At 32.6% G+C, this 21,137-nt stretch carries 25 protein-coding genes and 1 riboswitch; of the genes, 17 read left to right on the top strand and 8 right to left on the bottom strand.

Features of this window, described 5'->3' with window-relative positions:
- On the top strand, positions 1-1,059 hold the full coding sequence (hisC, locus tag HZR23_RS03830) for a histidinol-phosphate transaminase (RefSeq protein ID WP_132848399.1): 1,059 nt from the start codon (positions 1-3) through the stop codon (positions 1,057-1,059).
- Positions 1,060-1,077: 18 nt separating this feature from the next.
- Complete coding sequence (gene hisB, locus HZR23_RS03825; protein ID WP_132848400.1) at positions 1,078-1,668, top strand: imidazoleglycerol-phosphate dehydratase HisB; 591 nt, start codon at positions 1,078-1,080, stop codon at positions 1,666-1,668.
- 125 nt (positions 1,669-1,793) lie between these two features.
- Here hisB and HZR23_RS03820 read toward each other — a convergent pair whose 3' ends face one another.
- Positions 1,794-2,333, bottom strand: a complete 540-nt coding sequence (locus tag HZR23_RS03820; RefSeq protein ID WP_132848401.1) for a muramidase family protein — start codon at positions 2,331-2,333, stop codon at positions 1,794-1,796.
- A 101-nt stretch (positions 2,334-2,434) separates the two neighbouring features.
- Between HZR23_RS03820 and hisH the strand changes: the two genes are divergently transcribed.
- Genes hisH through hisIE form a run of 4 tightly spaced genes read left to right on the top strand, consistent with a single transcriptional unit; the run spans position 2,435 to position 5,150 of the window.
- Positions 2,435-3,037: an imidazole glycerol phosphate synthase subunit HisH gene (gene hisH / locus HZR23_RS03815; protein WP_132848402.1), complete on the top strand. Its 603-nt coding sequence runs from the start codon at positions 2,435-2,437 to the stop codon at positions 3,035-3,037.
- Positions 3,037-3,744: a 1-(5-phosphoribosyl)-5-[(5-phosphoribosylamino)methylideneamino]imidazole-4-carboxamide isomerase gene (gene hisA, locus HZR23_RS03810; RefSeq protein WP_132848403.1), complete on the top strand. Its 708-nt coding sequence runs from the start codon at positions 3,037-3,039 to the stop codon at positions 3,742-3,744. Before hisH ends, hisA begins: the two co-directional genes overlap by 1 nt.
- Complete coding sequence (gene hisF / locus HZR23_RS03805; protein ID WP_132848404.1) at positions 3,745-4,503, top strand: imidazole glycerol phosphate synthase subunit HisF; 759 nt, start codon at positions 3,745-3,747, stop codon at positions 4,501-4,503.
- Positions 4,504-4,511: 8 nt separating this feature from the next.
- Positions 4,512-5,150, top strand: coding sequence for a bifunctional phosphoribosyl-AMP cyclohydrolase/phosphoribosyl-ATP diphosphatase HisIE (gene hisIE, locus HZR23_RS03800; protein ID WP_207667873.1), 639 nt, complete (start codon positions 4,512-4,514; stop codon positions 5,148-5,150).
- Between the two features lie 116 nt (positions 5,151-5,266).
- Here hisIE and HZR23_RS03795 read toward each other — a convergent pair whose 3' ends face one another.
- On the bottom strand, positions 5,267-6,736 hold the full coding sequence (locus tag HZR23_RS03795; RefSeq protein ID WP_132848405.1) for a sodium-dependent transporter: 1,470 nt from the start codon (positions 6,734-6,736) through the stop codon (positions 5,267-5,269).
- Between the two features lie 521 nt (positions 6,737-7,257).
- On the opposite strand from HZR23_RS03795, the gene fsa reads away from it, so the two are divergent.
- The 5 genes from fsa (at position 7,258) to HZR23_RS03770 (ending at position 11,453) form a co-directional block, all read left to right on the top strand.
- Positions 7,258-7,899, top strand: a complete 642-nt coding sequence (gene fsa / locus HZR23_RS03790) for a fructose-6-phosphate aldolase (protein WP_132848406.1) — start codon at positions 7,258-7,260, stop codon at positions 7,897-7,899.
- A gap of 56 nt (positions 7,900-7,955) precedes the next feature.
- The gene (glpX, locus tag HZR23_RS03785) at positions 7,956-8,924 is read left to right on the top strand and encodes a class II fructose-bisphosphatase (protein WP_132848407.1); all 969 of its coding nucleotides are present in this window, start codon (positions 7,956-7,958) and stop codon (positions 8,922-8,924) included.
- 102 nt (positions 8,925-9,026) lie between these two features.
- Positions 9,027-10,421, top strand: coding sequence for a transcription termination factor Rho (gene rho, locus HZR23_RS03780; RefSeq protein WP_132848413.1), 1,395 nt, complete (start codon positions 9,027-9,029; stop codon positions 10,419-10,421).
- A gap of 108 nt (positions 10,422-10,529) precedes the next feature.
- Complete coding sequence (gene rpmE, locus HZR23_RS03775; RefSeq protein ID WP_132848408.1) at positions 10,530-10,727, top strand: 50S ribosomal protein L31; 198 nt, start codon at positions 10,530-10,532, stop codon at positions 10,725-10,727.
- A gap of 135 nt (positions 10,728-10,862) precedes the next feature.
- Positions 10,863-11,453, top strand: coding sequence for a thymidine kinase (locus tag HZR23_RS03770; RefSeq protein ID WP_132848409.1), 591 nt, complete (start codon positions 10,863-10,865; stop codon positions 11,451-11,453).
- Positions 11,454-11,570: 117 nt separating this feature from the next.
- On the opposite strand, the gene HZR23_RS16845 is transcribed toward HZR23_RS03770, so the two are convergent.
- The 4 genes from HZR23_RS16845 to HZR23_RS03760 form a co-directional block, all read right to left on the bottom strand.
- Entirely contained in the window at positions 11,571-11,960 is a 390-nt protein-coding gene (locus tag HZR23_RS16845) for a hypothetical protein (protein ID WP_249536742.1), read from the bottom strand.
- Positions 11,923-12,063 carry a hypothetical protein gene (locus HZR23_RS16840; RefSeq protein ID WP_249536741.1) on the bottom strand — a complete coding sequence of 47 codons (141 nt, stop codon included), beginning with the start codon at positions 12,061-12,063 and terminating at the stop codon, positions 11,923-11,925. The genes HZR23_RS16845 and HZR23_RS16840 overlap by 38 nt, the downstream gene beginning before the upstream one ends.
- Positions 12,064-12,200: 137 nt before the next feature.
- Complete coding sequence (locus HZR23_RS16835) at positions 12,201-12,413, bottom strand: hypothetical protein (RefSeq protein WP_249536740.1); 213 nt, start codon at positions 12,411-12,413, stop codon at positions 12,201-12,203.
- Positions 12,376-13,101, bottom strand: a complete 726-nt coding sequence (locus HZR23_RS03760) for a hypothetical protein (protein ID WP_213050321.1) — start codon at positions 13,099-13,101, stop codon at positions 12,376-12,378. The genes HZR23_RS16835 and HZR23_RS03760 overlap by 38 nt, the downstream gene beginning before the upstream one ends.
- Before the next feature lie 184 nt (positions 13,102-13,285).
- Between HZR23_RS03760 and HZR23_RS03755 the strand changes: the two genes are divergently transcribed.
- From HZR23_RS03755 to HZR23_RS03735, 5 genes are all read left to right on the top strand, one after another.
- Entirely contained in the window at positions 13,286-13,870 is a 585-nt protein-coding gene (locus HZR23_RS03755) for a TetR/AcrR family transcriptional regulator (protein WP_132849732.1), read from the top strand.
- A 156-nt stretch (positions 13,871-14,026) separates the two neighbouring features.
- Positions 14,027-14,120, top strand: a riboswitch (cyclic di-GMP riboswitch).
- A 144-nt stretch (positions 14,121-14,264) separates the two neighbouring features.
- Positions 14,265-14,618: a response regulator gene (locus tag HZR23_RS03750; protein WP_132849731.1), complete on the top strand. Its 354-nt coding sequence runs from the start codon at positions 14,265-14,267 to the stop codon at positions 14,616-14,618.
- Positions 14,619-14,699: 81 nt separating this feature from the next.
- The gene (locus HZR23_RS03745) at positions 14,700-15,743 is read left to right on the top strand and encodes an HD-GYP domain-containing protein (RefSeq protein WP_165913785.1); all 1,044 of its coding nucleotides are present in this window, start codon (positions 14,700-14,702) and stop codon (positions 15,741-15,743) included.
- A 101-nt stretch (positions 15,744-15,844) separates the two neighbouring features.
- A complete protein-coding gene (locus HZR23_RS03740) occupies positions 15,845-17,095 on the top strand; it encodes an HlyC/CorC family transporter (protein WP_132849729.1) in 1,251 nt (416 codons plus the stop codon).
- A 758-nt stretch (positions 17,096-17,853) separates the two neighbouring features.
- A complete protein-coding gene (locus HZR23_RS03735; RefSeq protein WP_132849728.1) occupies positions 17,854-18,789 on the top strand; it encodes a DUF1385 domain-containing protein in 936 nt (311 codons plus the stop codon).
- A gap of 48 nt (positions 18,790-18,837) precedes the next feature.
- Here the strand turns inward: HZR23_RS03735 and HZR23_RS03730 are convergent, their stop codons facing one another.
- Positions 18,838-19,671, bottom strand: a complete 834-nt coding sequence (locus HZR23_RS03730; RefSeq protein WP_132849727.1) for an HAD family hydrolase — start codon at positions 19,669-19,671, stop codon at positions 18,838-18,840.
- A 170-nt stretch (positions 19,672-19,841) separates the two neighbouring features.
- On the opposite strand from HZR23_RS03730, the gene prmC reads away from it, so the two are divergent.
- Complete coding sequence (gene prmC, locus HZR23_RS03725; protein ID WP_132849726.1) at positions 19,842-20,711, top strand: peptide chain release factor N(5)-glutamine methyltransferase; 870 nt, start codon at positions 19,842-19,844, stop codon at positions 20,709-20,711.
- A 107-nt stretch (positions 20,712-20,818) separates the two neighbouring features.
- On the opposite strand, the gene HZR23_RS03720 is transcribed toward prmC, so the two are convergent.
- The gene (locus HZR23_RS03720; protein WP_132849725.1) at positions 20,819-21,136 is read right to left on the bottom strand and encodes a ferritin family protein; all 318 of its coding nucleotides are present in this window, start codon (positions 21,134-21,136) and stop codon (positions 20,819-20,821) included.
- Position 21,137: the final 1 nt, after the last annotated feature.

Raw genomic sequence — 21,137 nt, 5'->3', positions numbered from 1 at the left:
ATGATTGAAGGATTATTAAAGGAGAGCGTTAGAAGCTTGACTCCATATAAACCAAAAAGCTATAAGGTATTAGCAAAGCTTGATGCTAATGAAAATAATCATGTTGCATTAAAACTCAATGATAAAATAATAGAAGAGCTTAAAAACTTAAAAATAAATGAATATCCAGATAGTGATTCCACGGTAGTTAGAGGAATGCTAGCTGAAGATTTAGGTGTTTCTATAGATCAAATTATTTTAGGTTGTGGTTCAGACCAAATAATCACTTTAATAATTAATGCTTTTATAGACAAGGGAGATAAAATATTAATTCATACACCAACCTTTGATATGTATAGAATTACAAATCAAGTCGCTGGTGGGGTGACATTAGAGGTACCCTTAGGTGAAAACTTTGAATTTAATTGCGCTGAATTTATTAGGGTTATGAAAGAGGAAAAACCTAAAGTAATTTTTCTAACAAATCCAAACAACCCAACAGGGGGAGTAATTCCAAAGGATGACATTATACAGGTAATTGAAAATTCTACAGGAATAGTTGCTATTGATGAAGCTTATATGGAATTTTATAAGGATAGTGCTATCGACTTGGTTGAAAAATATAATAATGTGGTTGTCCTTAGAACTCTTTCTAAGGCCTTTGGTTTAGCTGGGGCTAGGGTAGGGTACTCTATAGCATCAACGGAGCTTACAGAGGCAATTAACAGGGTAAAACCACCATATAACGTTAGTAGCATTGACCAGTTAGCCGCAAAGGTATGTCTAGAAAATAAAGAATGGTCTAAGGAAATTATTGAGGAAATTATAGATGAGAGAGAAAGAGTGAAGGATAAGCTAAATAAACTTTGTAATATTAAGGTTTATAATAGCGAAGCAAATTTTATCCTATTTAATATAAAAAATGCAAAGGATATTTACGAGCATTTAATTAATAAAGGTGTCCTTATTAGACATTTTGGGGAACAAGGACCTTTAGCAGGCTGCTTGAGGGTTTCTATTGGAACTAAAGAACAAAATGATCTATTTTTAAAGCTATTAGAAGACTATGTTCTGCTTTAAACTTCAGGGGGTATAACAATGGAAAAAAGAGAAAATAGAGTTCAAAGAGAAACTAATGAGACAAAAATTGAAGTATATATAGATATAGATGGTCAGGGTGAAAAAAAGATTGATACTGGCATTGGTTTTTTAGACCATATGCTAGAGCAGGTTTCTAAGCATGGATTTTTTAATATGGATATTAAGGCAAAGGGTGACTTAGAGGTGGATTTTCACCATACGGTTGAGGATGTTGCTATTGTACTAGGGGAAGCAATTGGTAAGGCTCTAGGGGATAAACGAGGAATTAAGAGATATGCTACTGTATTTACCCCTATGGATGAGGCTTTATCGATGGTATCTATAGATATTAGTGGCCGGCCTTTTTTATACTTTGATGTAAACTTTATAAGTCATTCCACAGGAAACTTTGAAGTTCAATTGGTTGAAGAATTTTTTAGAGCCTTAGCCTTTAATAGTGGAATGACCCTGCATATAAAATGCATCCATGGAAGAAATGATCATCATATTATAGAGAGCATATTTAAAGCCTTTGGAAGAGCTTTAGATGAAGCAACTTCAATAGATGAAAGAATAAAAGGAGTAATGTCTACTAAAGGAAAACTTTAATAGAAATAAAAGAGCAATGTCTTATATACCCCCCGGTCTTATTATTCATTTCTTTGACATAAAGCTCTTTTATATAACAAACAGGGAATTATATATGCCAGTATAATTCCCTGATTATAATTATTCTATTTAACCTCTGGCATACAAACAATTTGGCCAATTAAAAGTCTGGTTGGGTCTACATTTGGATTAGCCTTTTGGATGGCATCAACTGTAGTCCTATATTTAATAGCTAAATTGTAGAATGTATCCCCTGCCTTAATCATATAAGACCTAGTGCCAGGTGGACATGTAACCGGTGGAGTTGCTACTGGTATACAAATAATTTGCCCTATTTCAAGTCTTGCAGGATCAAGTAATGGGTTAGCATGAATTAAATCATCTAAGGATATATTGTACCGTATAGCTATCCTATAAAGAGTATCCCCGGGTTGAATAGTATAGTAATTTCCTTCGGGACATGGGGGATGAACCTTTTGAGTAGGGATACAAATTGTTTCACCTATTTTAAGTTTTTCAGGATCTACTAGGGGATTAGCAGATATAATAGCAGCTACAGTAGTATTATATTCCTTTGCTAACTTATAGAAAGTATCTCCAGACTTTATAACGTATGGAATTGTTCCTGGGGGACATGTACGGGTGGTAGTTGCTTCATTTTCCATATAAATTCCTCCTTAAATAAAAAAATTAAAACATAGTTTATATATTTTATTCAAAAGTGCTAAATGTGGTTCAATAAAATTTTAATGGAGTTGATAAAGTAATGATTGCTATAGTAAATTATGGTATGGGTAATTTAAGAAGCGTTCAAAAGGCCTTTGAAACCGTAGGCTATGACGCTATCGTTACCTATGAAAAAGAAGATATTAAAAATTCAAAGGCCATCGTTATTCCTGGAGTAGGAGCCTTTTATGATGCAATGAATAATTTAAAAAACTTAGGGTTAGATGAGGTTATCCGTGAGGAGGTTAGCACCGGAAAGCCCTTTCTTGGCATTTGTCTAGGTATGCAAATTTTATTCTCTTATGGATATGAGGTTGAAAAAAGTGAAGGTCTCAATGTAATAACAGGGGATATAGTAAAAATCCCTGAGGGTAATAAAATACCCCATATGGGCTGGAATAATTTAAATATTAAATTTGAATCAAGTATATTAAAAGGTGCAGATCCTCAGTCGTATTTCTATTTTGTCCACTCCTATTATGCTAAACCGCAAAGTAAGGATGTAGTTATTGCGACAACAGATTATGGTATAGAAATACCTGCAATAGTTCAAAAGGATAATATATTCGGGATTCAATTTCATCCTGAAAAAAGTAGTAGTACAGGATTAAAAATACTAAAGAATTTTGGGGAGTTGATATAGTGGTTATTTATCCAGCAATAGATATTAAAGATGGGAAGTGCGTTAGACTAACACAGGGAAAAAAAGATGAAGAAATAATATATTTTGAAAAACCAGAGGATGTTGCTATTATGTGGGAGAAAAAAGGGGCTAAGATTCTTCACATAGTAGATTTAGACGGGGCCTTTGATGGGGTTTCTAAAAACCTAGAGCAAATCAAAAGAATAAGGGAAGTAGTAAATATTCCAATACAAGTAGGGGGCGGAATAAGAAGCCTTGAAGTTATGAATAACCTTTTTAATGTAGGAGTAAATAGAGTTATTTTAGGAACAAAGGCTCTGCAGGATAAGGATATGCTAAAGGAAGCAGTTAATTCCTATGGGGATAAAATAATTGTTTCAATTGATGCCCATAATGGTTATGTAGCTATTGATGGATGGACTAAAACCAGTGAAGTTTCTGCAGTAGACTTTGCTAGGGAGATGGAGGAATTAGGAGTTAAAACCATAGTATATACAGATATTGCTAGGGATGGGATGCTAAAGGGACCTAACTTTGAAGCTATAAACTATTTAAAGGATAGAGTTAATATCGATATTATAGCCTCCGGTGGAGTTTCTTCTGAGGATGATTTAGTTAAACTTAAAGAAATCGGTGTTGCGGGAGCAATAGTAGGAAAAGCCCTTTATGAGGGAAGGGTGGATTTAGAAAAGATAGAGGTGAAATAAATGCTAACTAAGAGGATTATTCCCTGTTTAGATGTTAATAAGGGTAGAGTTGTTAAGGGCGTAAATTTTGTAAATTTAATAGATGCTGGAGATCCAGTTGAAATTGCTAAGGCATATAATGAGCAAGGTGCGGATGAGATTGTCTTTTTAGATATAACTGCATCTAATGAAGAAAGAGATATTATTATGGATGTGGTTAAAAAAACTGCAGAGCAAGTATTTATTCCTTTAACCGTAGGTGGAGGGATTAGATCCGTAGAGGACTTTCGCGAGGTATTACAGGCTGGAGCAGATAAAGTGTCAATTAACTCTGCAGCTGTAAAAACACCAGAAATAATTACTCAATGTGCTAAGCTTTTTGGAAGTCAGGCTGTTGTAATAGCAATTGATGTTAAAAAGCAGGAAGATGGTAGTCACCATGTATATGTAAAGGGTGGAAGAGAGGATACGGGTCTAGAGGCTGTTAGTTGGGCAAAGAAGGTAGCTGAGCTAGGAGCAGGAGAAATACTTTTAACTAGTATGGATAAGGATGGTACTAAATCTGGATACGATTTAGAAATTACTAGACTTATAAGTGAAGCAGTTAATATACCTGTAATTGCATCCGGCGGAGCGGGTAAGCTGGAGGATTTTTATGAGGCCTTTTCAGAGGGTAAGGCAGATGCTGCCCTTGCTGCATCATTATTTCATTTTAAAGAGGTTGAAATTAATGATCTGAAGAGTTATCTTAGTAATAAGGGAATAGAAATAAGAAAGTAGGGATAGGGATGGCTTTAGAAGAGATGGCTTTAGACAATATTAAATATGATGATAAAGGGTTAATACCTGCAATTATTCAAGATATTAATAGTAAAGAAGTGTTAATGATGGCATATATGAATGCGGAATCTTTAGAGAAAACACTAGAAACAGGAACTACATGGTTTTGGAGTAGGAGCAGAGGAGCACTTTGGAACAAAGGAGAAACCTCAGGACATTTTCAATATGTAAAGGCTATAAACTATGACTGTGACGGAGATACACTTCTTATTAAGGTTGAGCAAATAGGAGTTGCCTGCCATACTGGAGCAAGAAACTGTTTCTTTAATGAGCTTGTAGAGCAAACTAATAGGGAAAATGAAGTGGATATTACTATTTTAGAAAAGATATATAATGTTATTAAGGATAGAAAGCTAAATCCAAAGGAAGGCTCCTATACTAACTACTTATTTGATAAGGGTATAGATAAAATATTAAAAAAAGTAGGGGAAGAAAATGCAGAGGTTATTATAGCTGCTAAGAATATTAATAAAGAAGAACTAATTTATGAAACTTCTGATTTAATATATCACTTATTTGTGTTACTTAATGAGAAGGAAGTTTCTCTTGAAGAAATATATAAAGAGCTGAATAAAAGACATAACTAAGTATAAAAGGTGTTGATTAAGATCAGCACCTTCTTAAATTTAAGAGAAAAGTAAAAAGCACCGAGGTTAGCCGGTGCTTTTTACTTGGTTTTGGGTTTATTGTAATTTTAAGAAAATTACGCTTTTGCTTTTTCAGTAGCTAATTTCTTTCTTGCATCATTCACAGCCCAAACTGCAAATAAGATAATTAATGAAAGAGATCCATAAGCTATTGGTCTAATATTTGGAACGATGTCTTTTAATTTATCAACTAATCCAGTTACCATAACTACAGAAACTGCGATAGGAGAAACATACATAATTAAAACATCAAACCAAGTACCTAATCTAATAGCAGATTTATTAATATTTGAATGTTCTCTAGTTTTCTTAGCTGACCATACATAACCAGCAAATATTGCTGTTAATAACCCACCAACAGGAAGTAAAATACTTTCTTGTAGGAAATCTAAGAAATCGAAGAAGTTATATCCTAAAATCGTGAATCCTGACCATCTACCCATTGATAAAGATGCAGGAATTCCAAGTATGAAAATTAAAGTACCAATAATAAGTGAAGCTTTTTGTCTTGACCAACCTTTTTCGTCAATATAGTAAGCAACAACTACTTCAAGAAGCGATATAGCAGATGTTAAAGCTGCAACAGCTAGTAATAAGAAGAATGCTGCTCCGAAAATCGTTCCACCAGGCATAGATGCAAATACTGCTGGAAGAGTAATAAATGCTAATCCACCACCTGCTGCTGGGTCAAATCCTAATGCGAATACTGCTGGGAAGATAGCGAAACCAGCGATTAAAGCAACAGCTGTATCTAATCCAACTACCCAAGCTGCGTTATCATTAATGTTTTCTTTATCATCTAAATAACTTCCGTAAGTGATCATACAACCCATACCTAAACTAAGTGTAAAGAATGCTTGCCCTACGGCACCTAATATAGACTGTGCAGTAATTTTGCTAAAGTCAGGTTTTATAAGGAACTCTACCCCTGCTCCAGCCCCTGGTAATGTTAAAGCTCTACCAACTAATGCTATTAAAAGTACAAATAATGCAGGCATTAAAATTTTAACAGTTTTTTCAATACCTTTAACAACTCCTAATCCGATAATTCCTAAGGTAAGACCCATAAATACAAAGTGCCAAAATAGTGGCGCCCAGTCACTTGTAATGTGACCAATAAAAGTGCCAACAAAATCAGTTCCAACTCCTAAATCACCAGCTAGTGTTTTAAAGAAGTAAGATAATGTCCAACCAGCAACTACAGAGTAGAATGACAGAATTACGAACCCTGCAAGTACCCCTAGGGCCCCTGCAACCCACCATGGTGTGTTTGGTGCTAAATCTCTAAAGGCACCAATTGCGTTTCTCTTTGTTTTTTGACCAATAGCCATTTCAGTTACCATCATAGGATATCCAATAAGTGCGATTATAAAAAGATAAATAATTACGAACGCAGCTCCTCCATTTGTACCAACAACATAAGGGAAACGCCAGATGTTTCCTAATCCAACAGCAGACCCAGCAGCAGCAAGAATGAATGCAACTCTAGAACCCCATTGTTCTCTTTGTTTCGTTTCTAAACTCATACAATTTACCTCCTTTTTTAATGATATAATAAAAATGATAGTTTATTTAAATTCAATGTTTATTCCATTGATTTAAAAACAGGTATTTAAGCAGAAACAAATATTCATAATGGAGAATATTACCACTCAAATTCGAATATTTAGAAAATTTAAAAAATAACTTTGTTCACTTAAATATTATATAATGGGTATGCCTATTATGCAAGCGTTATTTTATTAACAAAACCTGTAAATTTCAACGTTTATACTACCTATTATATTTTCGAAATATACTAAATATTCTTATAATTTACTCAAAATTACTTGATATCAGAAAGAAAGAGACTTATATTAGAATATAATATATATAAATCTTGTACAAAAAGAAGGATATAGAGGGTGAGTTGGTTAATATAGAAAATGGATATATATGGACATGTTTAAATGCTAACATTAAAATATATAAAGGAAATATAAATTTAGTAAATTGAGTATAATATAAAAAAGTTTAAATATACGATGATTAGAAGGGGGCAATAACAATGAAGTTATTTATTGATACAGCTAATGTTAGTGAGATAGAAGAAATAGCTAAGTGGGGGGTTTTAGGAGGGGTTACTACAAATCCTTCATTAATAGTAAAGGAAGGAAGAGATTTTAAGCAGGTTATTAAAGAAATAACTGAAATAGTTAATGGGCCTATAAGTGCTGAGGTTATTTCTGAAAATGCTGAAGAAATGATAGCTGAGGGTAAAGAACTATACAAAATCCATGAAAATATAGTAATTAAAGTACCTATGACTGCGGAGGGATTAAAGGCGGTATCAGAGTTTAGTAAACTTGGAATACCAACAAATGTAACTCTTGTTTTCTCAGGGACTCAGGCTCTTTTAGCAGCAAGGGCGGGTGCTAGTTATGTTAGCCCATTTTTGGGTAGATTAGATGATATAGGTCAAAGTGGATTAAGTTTAGTTGAAGATATAGTAAATATTTTTGATATTCACGGTATTGATACTGAAATAATTGCAGCAAGCATAAGAAACATAAATCATGTTACTGATTGTGCTAAGGCTGGTGCACATATTGCAACTATACCATATAGTATATTTAAGCAAATGGTTAGTCATCCACTAACTGATATAGGGATTAAGAAATTTTTAGATGATTGGAAATCAGTTAATTGACACAATATATGTTCTTTCGTATACTTAGATGAGTAAATTACAAAGGAGGAATTTTGTTGAATCGTAATCTGGCTGTTGATCTAGTAAGGGTGACTGAAACTGCGGCTTTAGGTGCTGCAAAGCATTTAGGTAGAGGTGATAAAAATGCTGCAGACCAGGCTGGAGTAGATGGAATGAGAAAGATGTTTGATACATTAGATATAGAGGGTATAGTAGTTATAGGGGAAGGTGAACTTGACGAGGCCCCAATGCTATATATCGGGGAAGTTGTTGGAAGTTGTGGACAAAGCTCTGTGAAGGTGGATATAGCTGTGGACCCTGTGGAAGGTACTAATGCTGTAGCTAAAGGACTTCCGAATGCCATAGCTGTTGTTGCAGTAGCCCCTAGAGGATGTCTCCTAAATGCCCCTGATATGTACATGAATAAAATTGCTGTAGGACCTAAGGCTGCAGGTAAAATACATATTGATGCTCCAGTAATCGAGAATTTAAAAGCAACTGCAGAGTCTTTAAATAAAAGCATAGAAGATTTAACTGTTACAATATTAGATAGACCAAGACATGAAGAAATTATTAGACAATGCCGGGAGGCAGGTGCGAGAATTAAGCTATTTAATGATGGGGATGTTGCAGCAGCTTTAGCAACATGCTTTGATCATACAGGTGTTGATATACTACTAGGCATTGGTGGTGCTCCAGAAGGTGTTATTGCAGCAGCAGCACTTAAGTGTATGGGTGGAGAATTTCAAGGAAAATTAATACCATATGAGGACGCAGAAATAGCAAGATGTATAAAAATGGGTGTAGATGTCAATAAAGTGTTATATATGAATGATTTAGTAAAGGGAGATGAAGCTTACTTTGCTGCTACAGGAATTTCTGATGGAGAGCTTTTAAAGGGGGTTGTTTATGCAGGGAATGGAAGAGTAAAAACCCACTCTGTTGTAATGAGATCAGAAACTGGAACTATTCGTTTTATTGAAGCAATTCATAAGTTAAATAAAAAGCCTAAGTATGCTTATTAATTGTTAGTAAATCTAGCAATTGACTGATAAATGTAATAGTGTTAGAATGTGCTAATGACAATTAAGAAAGGGACAAAAGGGATTAATCTTTTGTCCCTATTTATGGGGGGTGTTATATTGAATTTAGAAGAATTAGAAAATATGAAGCTACAGGAAATTAAGGATGTAGCTAAGGAAATGGGATTAACGAATCTATCAAAATATAAAAAGAGTGAAATTATCGAATGGATAGTCGAACAGAAAAAAGATGTTAAACTGGAAGAAAAAAGTAGCAATCTTATAAGTGAAAATCAAAATAGTGAAGTGGTAGTAGAAAAGGCTCAAGTCGATGCAAGAAAGCAGCATGCACTACCACAGCATTTATCAGATGAACTGCCAGAAAGCGGTGAAGTAGAAATAGTAGAGGGTATATTAGAAATTCATCAGGATGGATATGGATTTTTAAGAAGAGATAATTATTTATCTAGTGATAATGATATTTACATATCCCCTTCGCAAATAAGAAGATTTAGTATGAGAACCGGAGATAAGATTACAGGAATTACAAGACCACCTAAAAGTGGTGAGAAATTTAAAGCCCTTCTTTATGTTAAAAAAATAAATAATTTAAATCCAGAGTCTGCAATCCGAAGACCACATTTTGAAGATCTTACCCCAGTTTATCCCAAAGAAAGAATGAGTTTAGAAAAAAATTCCACAGAGTTAGCAACTAGGTTGATTGACCTAATCGCACCTATTGGAAAAGGTCAGAGGGGTGTAATTGTCGCGCCACCGAAGGCGGGTAAAACTATTTTAATGCAAAAAATAGCTAATAGTGTTGCAGAAAATCACCCAGAGATAGAGATTATAGTACTTCTGATTGATGAGCGACCAGAGGAAGTTACTGATATGCAAAGGTCTATAAAAGGTGAGGTTGTATACTCTACATTTGATGAACTACCAAGTCATCATATTAAAGTAGCAGAAATGGTATTAAATAGAGCCCAAAGATTAGTAGAGCATGGTAAAGACGTATTAATTCTTTTAGATAGTATAACAAGATTAGCTAGGGCATATAACTTAACAATTCCTCCTACTGGTAGAACCCTTTCAGGAGGGCTAGATCCTGGAGCACTGCATAAGCCTAAAAGGTTTTTTGGTGCCGCTAGAAAGCTAGAAGAGGGCGGTAGTTTAACAATAATAGCTACAGCTTTAGTTGAAACAGGAAGCCGTATGGATGATGTTATTTTTGAAGAATTCAAAGGTACAGGAAATATGGAGCTACATTTAGACAGAAAGCTTTCAGAAAAAAGAATTTTCCCTGCTGTTGATATTAATAAATCAGGAACAAGAAGGGAAGAATTACTATTAAGCCAAAGCGAAATGGAGGCTGTTTTAAATGTGAGGAGGGCCTTGGGTAATCAACCTGTTCAGGAAGTTACTGAAAAGGTAATTAGTCTACTATTACAGAGTAAGAGGAATGTTGATTTTGTGGAAATGATTAGAAAAACACTATAATGCTAAATACTCTTGCACTGATGAAATCCCTATGCTATAATATAGAAGTTAAATTTGACTAATTCAATTATTAAATATAGCCTTGATACATAGAAAGAGGTGATTAAAGTGAAAAAAGATATACATCCAAACTATAAAGAAGTAGACGTACATTGTGCATGTGGTAACAACTTCAAAACTGGTTCAACTAAAGATGAAATTAGAGTTGAAATCTGTTCAGAGTGCCATCCATACTTTACTGGTAAACAGAAGCAAATGGAAAAAGGTGGACGTGTGGAAAAATTCAAAAAGAAATTTGGAATGTAAGGTTAGAGCTTTTTCTAACCTTTATTTTTATCATTAGTATATCAAAAATTCCCTCTTATAGAGGGAATTTGCGGTTATATCATATTTAAAATTTAGTTGAATTAGTATCAAACTGTTACTTGGGGGAGATAAAATATGGTAGATTTAATGGAGTACTCTCAAGCTGGAAGTATTGAAATGATAGTAGGACCTATGTATGCGGGTAAAAGCGAGGAGTTACTTAGAAGAATTAATCGTGCTAATATTGCTGGTCTCAAGGTATTAGTTTTTAAGCCAGCTATTGATGATAGATATTCCGTAGATAATATTGCTTGTCATAATGGTAAACAAATGAAATGTATTGCTGTAGAGGATGCGCAGCGGTTACAAAGCTACATAAAAGAAAATCCAGACTATGATGTTTTAGCTATAGATGAAGTACAATTTCTTGGAGAAGAAATTATACAAGTATGTAAAGATTCTGCAGATAGCGGAAAAAGGGTTATTTGTTCCGGACTAGATATGGATTTTAGAGGGGAACCTTTTCAAGTAGTACCGCAACTAATGGCATTAGCAGAGTATGTAACAAAGCTAACTGCTGTGTGTGTGGTTTGTAAAATGCCTGCTACTAGAACCCAAAGGTTAGTAAACGGGAAGCCTGCTAAATATAGTGACCCTATAATTCTAGTTGGAGCAGAAGAAGGCTATGAAGCTAGATGTAGAAAATGTCATGAAGTGATAAAATAGAATATAAAAACTATATAACTCCTTTCACTGCGAAGGGAGCTTTTCTTTTACATGTTTAGCACTCAATACCATATTAAAATTGACATAATATGTAATATTAGATATAATTCACATGAGTTATGCAGTTGACTCCATATACTGGGAATTTTGCACAGTAAACCAACCTAACAATAAATTCTTCGGCCAAAATTTATCAATAAGTCTTGCAAATTGCCTAACTTCTGTGTCAAAATGTACTTGTATAGTTTGAAAGCATTGCTGTGCTTTTATAACGATACGGTATGTGGCGTTGAAAAAGTTTCGGACCATTTCGCCGTGGGTGAAGCCTTCTTCAGCGCCTTTATTATTGAGTTCCCATCTTGCATAGACAAGTAAAGTTTCTGCTGTAAAAATGAGCTCAATATGGGCGTAATGATGACTTTCCGACGTTGAGTGGCAAGAATTCAACCCCAGTTCTTGTTTTGCAGTTCTAAAAAACCTCAATGCTCCAACGCTTAATATATGCATCTAAAGCTTCTTCAGGATTATCGACCCTATTACTAATCAAAAGGTAAGCCCCACGATATGTAGCCGCAACCTCTTTGTTTTTCTCAAATTCATCCTTCATCATTTCAGTATCTTCTTTGAGTCTTGTAGCTACAACTGCTTTTGCAATAGGCGTATAACGATACTTAGTTACTACTTTACCCTGCTTTCCAACTAAACGGTAGGGTAACTTGATATAAATATTAGGTATGGATATAGCACTTACTTTATCTTTAAGACCACTAATAAGAAGTTTGAAAAAACTTCTTTAATAAGCATTGAAGGCTTTACAGGGATAAAGCGTTCTCGGCCTGTAATATTCTCAATTTCTTTTCGATAAAGTGCTGTATTACGTTTTGCCTTAGTAACCCAATCATATTGATGATCTGTGAGCCAATTAAAAAAGTCTTTGCATAAAAACCGGGTCCATGGCAACCCATAGTACCCCTGTGTAAATCCGGCGAATATCCATTAGCATTTCTTTTGAAAGATCTATTTTTGTCTGTTTTTCATCGCTATTTTCTACCTTACGCCAAATACGCCAAAACAATGGATATTTAAGTCCGTTCTTTAATACAACAGTTGTAGCAACTATATTCATACACCAGATATTTATTTTAATGGAGCTATCATATAACCAACAAAGGAAAGGGATTTTCTTTCCATGGGCATGAGCCACCTTTGTATCATCAAGTACAATAACATCTCCTTCAGTAAATGCAGTTTCTTCTTCTTGTTGTAGTCTTTGTACTCTTTTAAAACTAAATAAACCCCAATTATAATCAGTTGTAAAAAAGCGGCTAAAGGTATATTGAGCCATTTTAAGATTCCGAAACATCGGTTGTAATAAGCTATCCTTAGTAGCATAATCAGAAATACGTGAGACAGAATTTTTATTAGCAATAAGTCCTACCACATAAGCAAAAGCAATAAGCCAAGTGGGTACACCATTACGTTTTACAATACCCGATTGCGTAAGCAGAAGTGAAAAATCAAATTTATCCCAAATTGCTTTTAAAACTGGCGTTCCGCCCCCATTTCCTTGTTGTAAATTTCTATATTTCGGTTTCCCAAGAGTCATATTTATCACCCATTCATCAAGAGTAATGGCTATTAATACCATTCACTTTGATTATTGGGGCGGGTTTAAAAAGTCAAGTCTTTTTTGCTATTTCAAGACATATAAAACAAAAATATTTTTTAGTATATTATAATATACGATACATCAGTCTTATTTACATTTATTTACACGAACTGCATAACTCATGATAATTCACTTATGTGGTTCCAATGCTAGGAGGTAGAATATGAAATTACCCATACATAGAAAAGAACGTGTTATATTAACAGCAATAGAGATAATTAATGATTTAGGTATACAAGGTCTATCCACTAGAGAAATTGCAAAAAGGGAAGAAATTTCAGAGGGCACCTTATTTAAACACTTTAAAAATAAAAATGAAATATTATTAGGTGTTTTAGAGCACTACTCACAATATGATATGGATATTATTGAGTCTATAAAATTAAAAAAGCTTCCTTTTACTGAAGCAATAAAATATTTTATTGATTCTTACGCTTTATATTATGAAAATTACCCCGAAATAACCGCAATTACACAGATTTATGAAGTGTTAGCAAATGACCAAAATCTAGCTGTAAAGGTTATGGATATTTACAATGTTCGATATAAGTTTATGTATGATACTATTGAAAGTGGAAAACTATCAGGAGAGCTTTCACCTGACATTGATAGTATTATTTTATCTGATACAATTTTAGGTCTTTTTAATGCCATATGTTTAAGGTGGAGGTTTGAAAAATTTAATTTCTCTCTTCAAAATCAGACAATGTTGGCTATGGATATGATTTTAAAATGTATATATAAATAACTAGCATTACTAAATTAAATATCTTAATGAATCAATGAAGAAACTCCTTTTACAAAAAGGAGATTTTTTTGTAAAAAAATACAAAATATTGAAGGATTTTAAATAAATATGTCGAAAAAGAATTTTAAAGAGTATATAGGTATAAGGTACTAATATCACTGTAAAAGGCAAACCTATTTAAAGATAGGGACGCAAAGCCATGGGTCTAAGGATGATATCAATAAATATCTATGATTGCCAGGTTACCGAAGTGTGATTAATAATCTTTAAAATATAAATAAGATTATGTCATATGAAGGTATTTATTAAGTGAATACCTTCATTTTTGTTTTTTGAAAATCATAATTTGTTCTCCATTCAATCAAACAAATATATATGGTAAAGAGGTGAAATATTGAAAAAAGTACTTATTGTTGATGATGCAACCTTTATGAGGATTTCCCTAAGATGCATACTCGAAAAAAATGGTTTCGAAGTTATTGGCGAGGGTAAAAATGGTGTCGAGGCTATAAGTAAGTATATTGATTTAAGACCTGATATATTAACACTAGATATTACTATGCCTGAAAAAAATGGAATTGAAGTGTTGAAAGAAATTATTAATATTGACCCTAAGGCTAATGTTGTAATAATCTCTGCTCTAGGACAAGAAACTTTTGTTACGGAAGCAGTTAAACTTGGTGCAAAAGGTTTTCTAGTAAAGCCATTTAAAGAAGATTTTATAATTAGGACATTAAGTAAATTATAAGGGAACTAATATATACAAAATTATATGATGATGTAAAATAATAGGCGATGTGAAAAAAATAATGTAATGGGGTATTGGGATATGAGAAAGAAGTACGTATTGCTTAGAGATTGTTCAGAAATGGATGTATTAGCAGAGGATATTTTAAATAACTATGGTTTACCACTAGTTGTGAAAAATACTAATATCAACTCTTTTATTAAGGAGAGATTAGAACAGTTTAATGTTGAAAGAGTGTTGATTTATGAATTCGAAAGTGATATTTTTTGCAATGATATAAGTGAGAGAAATGAAATTTATGAACAATATAAAACAAATATTGACTGTTTAAAGGATTTGTTAAATAAGCTGTCATCTGGTAAAGAAATAGAAAAAAAGATGATAACCAATATATCTGATTCAATATATAGCTGGCAAGATGATCAAGAAAAAGTAATCAGCATGTTAACGAAGGTTAAAAGTGCTGATGTATATACATATACACACTGTCTCAATACCGCATTTTACTCAATGCTTATTGCTAAGTGGCTAAGACTTTCACAAGAGGACATAAAAAAGGCTATACAATCAGCTCTTTTGCATGATGTCGGGAAAATAAAAATAGATACAGAGATTTTAAATAAAAAGGGAAGCCTAACAGATGAGGAGTATAATGAAATAAAAAACCATTCATTGTATGGATACGAAATTTTAAAAACCATGGGCAATATTGATATTGATGTTATGAATGGAGTGCTCCATCATCATGAAAGAATAGATGGCTCAGGATATCCTTTTGGAATAAAAGGAAATAAAATAAATATTTTTTCAAAAATTGTTTCCATAGCAGATGTTTATGATGCAATGATTTCAGACAGAGTCTATAAAAGAAGAACTAGTCCCTTTGAGGTGTTTAAACTTTTTTTAACTACAGGAATCGGTGCCTTTGATCCTTCTATACTTGATGCATTTATTAACAATATTTCAGTATACTATACTGGATCAAATGTATGGCTAAATAATGAAAAGACTGGGGAAATAGTATTTATTCCACCTTATGATGTAAGTAATCCAATAATACATGTGGAGTCAGAATACATAGACTTATCTCTACAAAGTGATATGAAAATAGTATGTATTATCTAATTGGTATTAATAGATATTGAAGTAAAATTCAATGTCTATTTTTTATGTAAAAAACACAAACTATATATTATTCACTTTGCAAGTGTAAAAGAGGTGATAGATTGTTTGGAAGCAGTTTAGGAAAAATAGTTCTATTATTATTTCTATTAATTCTTTCAGCTTTTTTTTCTACTTCAGAAACTGCCTTGATGGCTTTAAGTAAAATTAGAGCAAGACACATGGTTGATGATGAGATAGTTGGAGCAGAGTTAGTAAGTAGATTGATAAAGGAGCCTAGCAAGCTCCTAGGTACAATTTTAGTAGGAAATAATATCGTAAATATAGCAGCCTCCGCCATAGCAACATCTCTTGCAATAGATTATTATGGAGACAGTGGTGTGGTAGTTTCAACTGTTATAATGACGTTTTTAGTTTTGGTTTTTGCTGAAATAACCCCTAAATCCTGGGCTGCACAAAATGCAGAAAGAGTTTCTGTAAGAGTTGGCAGACCTATGGCCTTTATTATTACAGTATTACATCCAATAGTTATAGTTTTTACATTTATCACAAGTGGATTAATGAAAATATTAAGAATAAATAATAATCATAATCGCCCTTTTATAACAGAGGATGAACTAAGGACTGTAGTTAATGTAAGTCAAGAAGAAGGTGTTTTGGAAATAGATGAAAAGGAAATGATACATAAAGTATTTGAGTTTGGAGATCTTCAAATTAAAGATGTAATGATACAGAGAACAGATATCGTAGCTATTGATGTAAGGCTTACCTACGAAGAGATTATACAAGTAATTAGGAATGAGAAATATACTCGTTATCCGGTTTTCAAAGAAGGAATAGATAATATAATTGGGATTTTAAATTTAAGAGATTTATTATTTACAGAAAATATAAATGATAATTTTGATATATATAATTATATAAGAACCCCCTATTACACTTTCGAATACAAGAGAATTGCAGAACTATTTAAAGAAATGAAAAAGAAAAAAGTACAAATTGCTATTGCATTAGATGAATATGGGGGAACTGCTGGGATAGTAACAATGGAAGATTTAATTGAAGAAATAGTCGGAGATATACAGGATGAATATGATGAACAGGAAAATGAAATTGAAGCTATAAATCATAACGAATATATTTTAAAAGGAAATATACGTCTAGAGTTAGTAAATGAATTGTTAGGAGTAAATCTAGAGGCAGAGGATATAGATTCCATAGGGGGCCTTATGATCAGTGAGCTGGGAAGATTACCAAAACTTGGTGAATCAATTAAGTATAGTAATACTAAGCTAGTCTTAGAGGAACTAGAAGGAAATAGAATAAAAAAAATAAGAATTTTTATTGAAAATTAATAAAACGGGTATTTTCAACAAATTGTTTGAAAATAACCCGTTTCATTTAAAATAGAATCGGAAGTAGCTATACCAATCTTCATTTAGCTTTGGTGGACCATCTACATTCATTTACCTTATCAACGCTCCTTTTTTATTTTCTTTTGTTAACTACATACTTACTTTTTTTACCTTACTTCTTTTACTACTAACTTACTTTTACTACTAACTTACTTTTACTACTAACTTACTTTTACTACTAACTTACTTTTACTACTAACTTACTTTTACTACTAACTTACTTTTACTACTAACTTACTTTTACTACTAACTTACTTTTACTACTAACTTACTTTTACTACTAACTTACTTTTACTACTAACTTACTTTTACTACTAACTTACTTTTACTACTAACTTACTTTTACTACTAACTTGCTTTTACTACTAACTTGCTTTTACTACTAACTTGCTTTTACTACTAACTTACTCTTACTACTAACTTACTTTTACTACTAACTTACTTTTACTACTAACTTACTCTTACTACTAATTTACTTTACTTACTACCTTTAAATTTGATTGGTAGGGAACTACCGGATTCTATTGTATTATATATATACCATGTTAAACAGGATTTAATCACTAATTTTTAAAAAAAATTAAAATTTTTTAAACTTTTTTTAATTTTCAAAGCATCTGTTAAAAATTAATGTTGTTTGTAATAAGTACATAATAGGTATATAATAATAAAAAGAACAGTTTAGAAAGGAAATTGATATGTCTAATTCAAATATTAAAAGTGTTGGTGGTCAGGCTCTTATTGAGGGAGTTATGATGCGAGGAACAAAAGATATAGCTATCGCCGTAAGAAGGCCTGATAGGACGATTGAAATAAAAAGAGAACCAGTAACTGGTATAGTACAAAAATATAAATTATCAAAAATACCTATATTAAGAGGCGGAATAGCCCTAATTGATTCTATGGTATTAGGTGTAAGGTCCCTTATGTATTCAGCAGAAATTGCAGAAGAAGGAATTGAAACACCAACTGAACCCGATAAATTTGAAAGTTTTATGAAAAAAGTATTTAAAGATCAGGCTGACGATGTATTAATTTATGTTTCAGTTTTCTTTGCCCTAGCCCTATCTGTAGGTATATTTATTTTTCTACCTACGTTGGTTTCAGGTTTTTTAACAACCTATATTAACAAAGGTCTATTCTTAAGTTTATTTGAAGGAATATTAAGGTTAAGTATGTTTGTTATTTATGTGCTTATAATTTCAAGAATGGACGATATGAAAAGAGTATTTCAATATCATGGTGCTGAGCATAAGGCAATTTACTGCTATGAAAATGGTGAAGCTTTAACTGTAGAAAATGCGAAAAAATATACAACTTTACATCCGAGATGTGGAACAAGCTTTGTTTTTATCGTAATGATGGTAAGTATTATTATGTTTTCATTTATTAGCTGGGAAAGTGCTTTAATGAGGATGGGACTAAGACTAGCCTTACTTCCCGTGGTTGCGGGTATTTCATTTGAAATTTTAAAGATTGCTGGAAAAAAACAGTCTTCAATTGTAAAAATCGTTAGCTATCCTGGTTTAATGATGCAAAAACTAACGACATTCGAACCTGATGATGAGCAATTAGAAGTTGCCTTAGAGGCATTAAGAAATGTATTGGAAGAGGAAGATATTGTAGTTCTATAAAGAATAAAGGGTGTATGATTACTTAATTAGTATCATATACCCTTATTTTTAATCAATTAGTTTATTTAAATGTGGAATAAGACCTCTTACACTATTAACTACTATTCCAAGATTCTCATATCCACTGTTGTGATGGTCAATATAAATAGTCTGACAAGATAATTGACTAGCCGGAAGAATTTCATTAATATAATTGTCTCCAATGCTTAATATTTCTTCATATGAAACCTTATATTTTTCCGACAAATATTTTATATGCTCTATAGTTTTAGTAGGTTTTGAGGCTGTGAAAATTTTCTCCGTAAACAAATCCTTCAGTCCTAATTTCTCTAAAATTACTTCACTATCTACTTGAGGGCTATTAGTCATTAAAACTAAATGAATTGTACTTTGAAGACTTGCTAAGCATTCTTTAAACCCTGGGACTGGAATCATATTAAAGTCAGGCCCCATCATATATTCTCTTGTTTTAAAAAACGATTGTTTCGTTTGCGTTCGATTCAAGCCATAATGAGCGGCTATAGCATTAGGAACCCACCATAAATCACCTATACTTAAGTAACGCTGCATATCGATGTTAACAGGTTGGGGGTATAGGTCCTGTATTTTTCCCTGTTCAAGTTGTGAACCACTCCAAGTATAAACATCTTCAATAGAATTATTAAATTGTACAATAACAAGGTCATTGTGAGTATCGTATATGCGACCAAATTTTAATGGATGCTCATTGTTTAAAACTGACTGGTAGTCCTTTAGAAAATTATCCTGTGTAGTTTCAGGGAGCAGACTTTTAATAGAATCTACATAATAATCAAAATGGTGTATATCCTCATATACAGTTCCATCTAGATCTAAAATTATCAGCTTAGGCTTGTTATTCATAAAATTTGACTCCTTTTATCCGTTTTTTTTAATGATACTACATACTCTTTGAAATTTAAAATACAAATTGTTAAATACATGCTTTATATTGCTTAAAAAAAAGCAAAATGTGATATAATAGCATTAAAATTAGCGAGTTGCAAATAATGTACTAATTGGAGTTGAAATAGATGATGAATATATCACAGCTTTTAAAAGAGGCTAGAGAACAATTTGAAAAGCTACAATTACCAACACCTCAGTTAGATGCTGAGGTACTCTTATGTTATTTTTTGAATAAAGACAGAAGTTATGTACATATATATCCGGAAAAGGAGATTTCCCGGGAAATATGTCGGAAATTTTGGGAAGCTGTTGATAAAAGAAAGAATCGGATGCCAATTCAATATATTGTAAACTATCAACAGTTTATGGGTTTAGATTTTTATGTGGATGAAAGGGTGTTAATACCCAGAGGAGATACAGAAATATTAGTTGAAGAGGTTATTGAAATATATAATAAAGAAAAGGCAAATGAGGAAGTAGATATATTAGATATCGGTACAGGTAGCGGAGCTATTACTATAAGTCTAGCTAAATATATTAATAAGGCCCAGGTATATTCAGTGGATATTTCAGAAAAAGCCCTTGAGATAGCTAAAATCAATGCTTTAAACAATGGGGTGTCAGATAGAATTGAGTTTTTATTAGGGAGCATGTTTGAACCTTTAAATAATAAAGGATTAGAAAAAAGCTTTGATTATATTGTATCAAATCCACCATATATTCCATCAAAAGATGTGTTGGAATTAGATGAGCAAGTTAAAAGCTATGAGCCTAAGCTGGCTCTTGATGGTGGAGAGGATGGACTAGATTTTTATAGAAGTATTATTGAAACTGCGCCTAATTATTTAAAAAATGGAGCGTGGCTAATCTTTGAAATAGGTTATAATCAGGGACAGGATCTTGTAAATTTAATGAGAGAGAAGGATTTTAGTGATATAAGTGTTATAAAAGATTTGGCAGGATTAGATAGGGTAGTAAAGGGTAAGTACAAATAAAAAAGAGAATCTCTTGGAGATTCTCTAAGTATAAACCTAAATTTAGCCAATTAATATTGCTTGGGGAGAAAACTCTGGCAAATTAGGTATATAACAATATTTACTTTTTAATCCTGTTTTCTAGGTCTCCAGCAAAGGCCACCCTCAGATTTTGCTATTGGCTGCTGTGTAAAAAGGTAGTTTTTTAGTTCCTTTTCCCATTCCTTTGAATTCCGTCTCAACCATTCTAATGTTAGACACACATGCTTAATTTTTTCATCTCTATTATTTGCTAAAACGGCTTTTAAATCTTCACTATTACTACTGCATACCCTTTGATTATACATATCTATAGATTCAAGGTCTTTTTTTAGACAATTTAATGCTCTAGCCATGTCCTTCGTGAATTCATCTAACTGCTCAACGGGTTCATAATAATTAGACATT

Origin of the sequence: Serpentinicella alkaliphila (assembly GCF_018141405.1) — a bacterium.
In the GTDB taxonomy this organism is placed as follows: Bacteria; Bacillota; Clostridia; order Peptostreptococcales; family Natronincolaceae; genus Serpentinicella; species Serpentinicella alkaliphila.
This window is presented reverse-complemented; position numbering and strand designations above follow the sequence as displayed.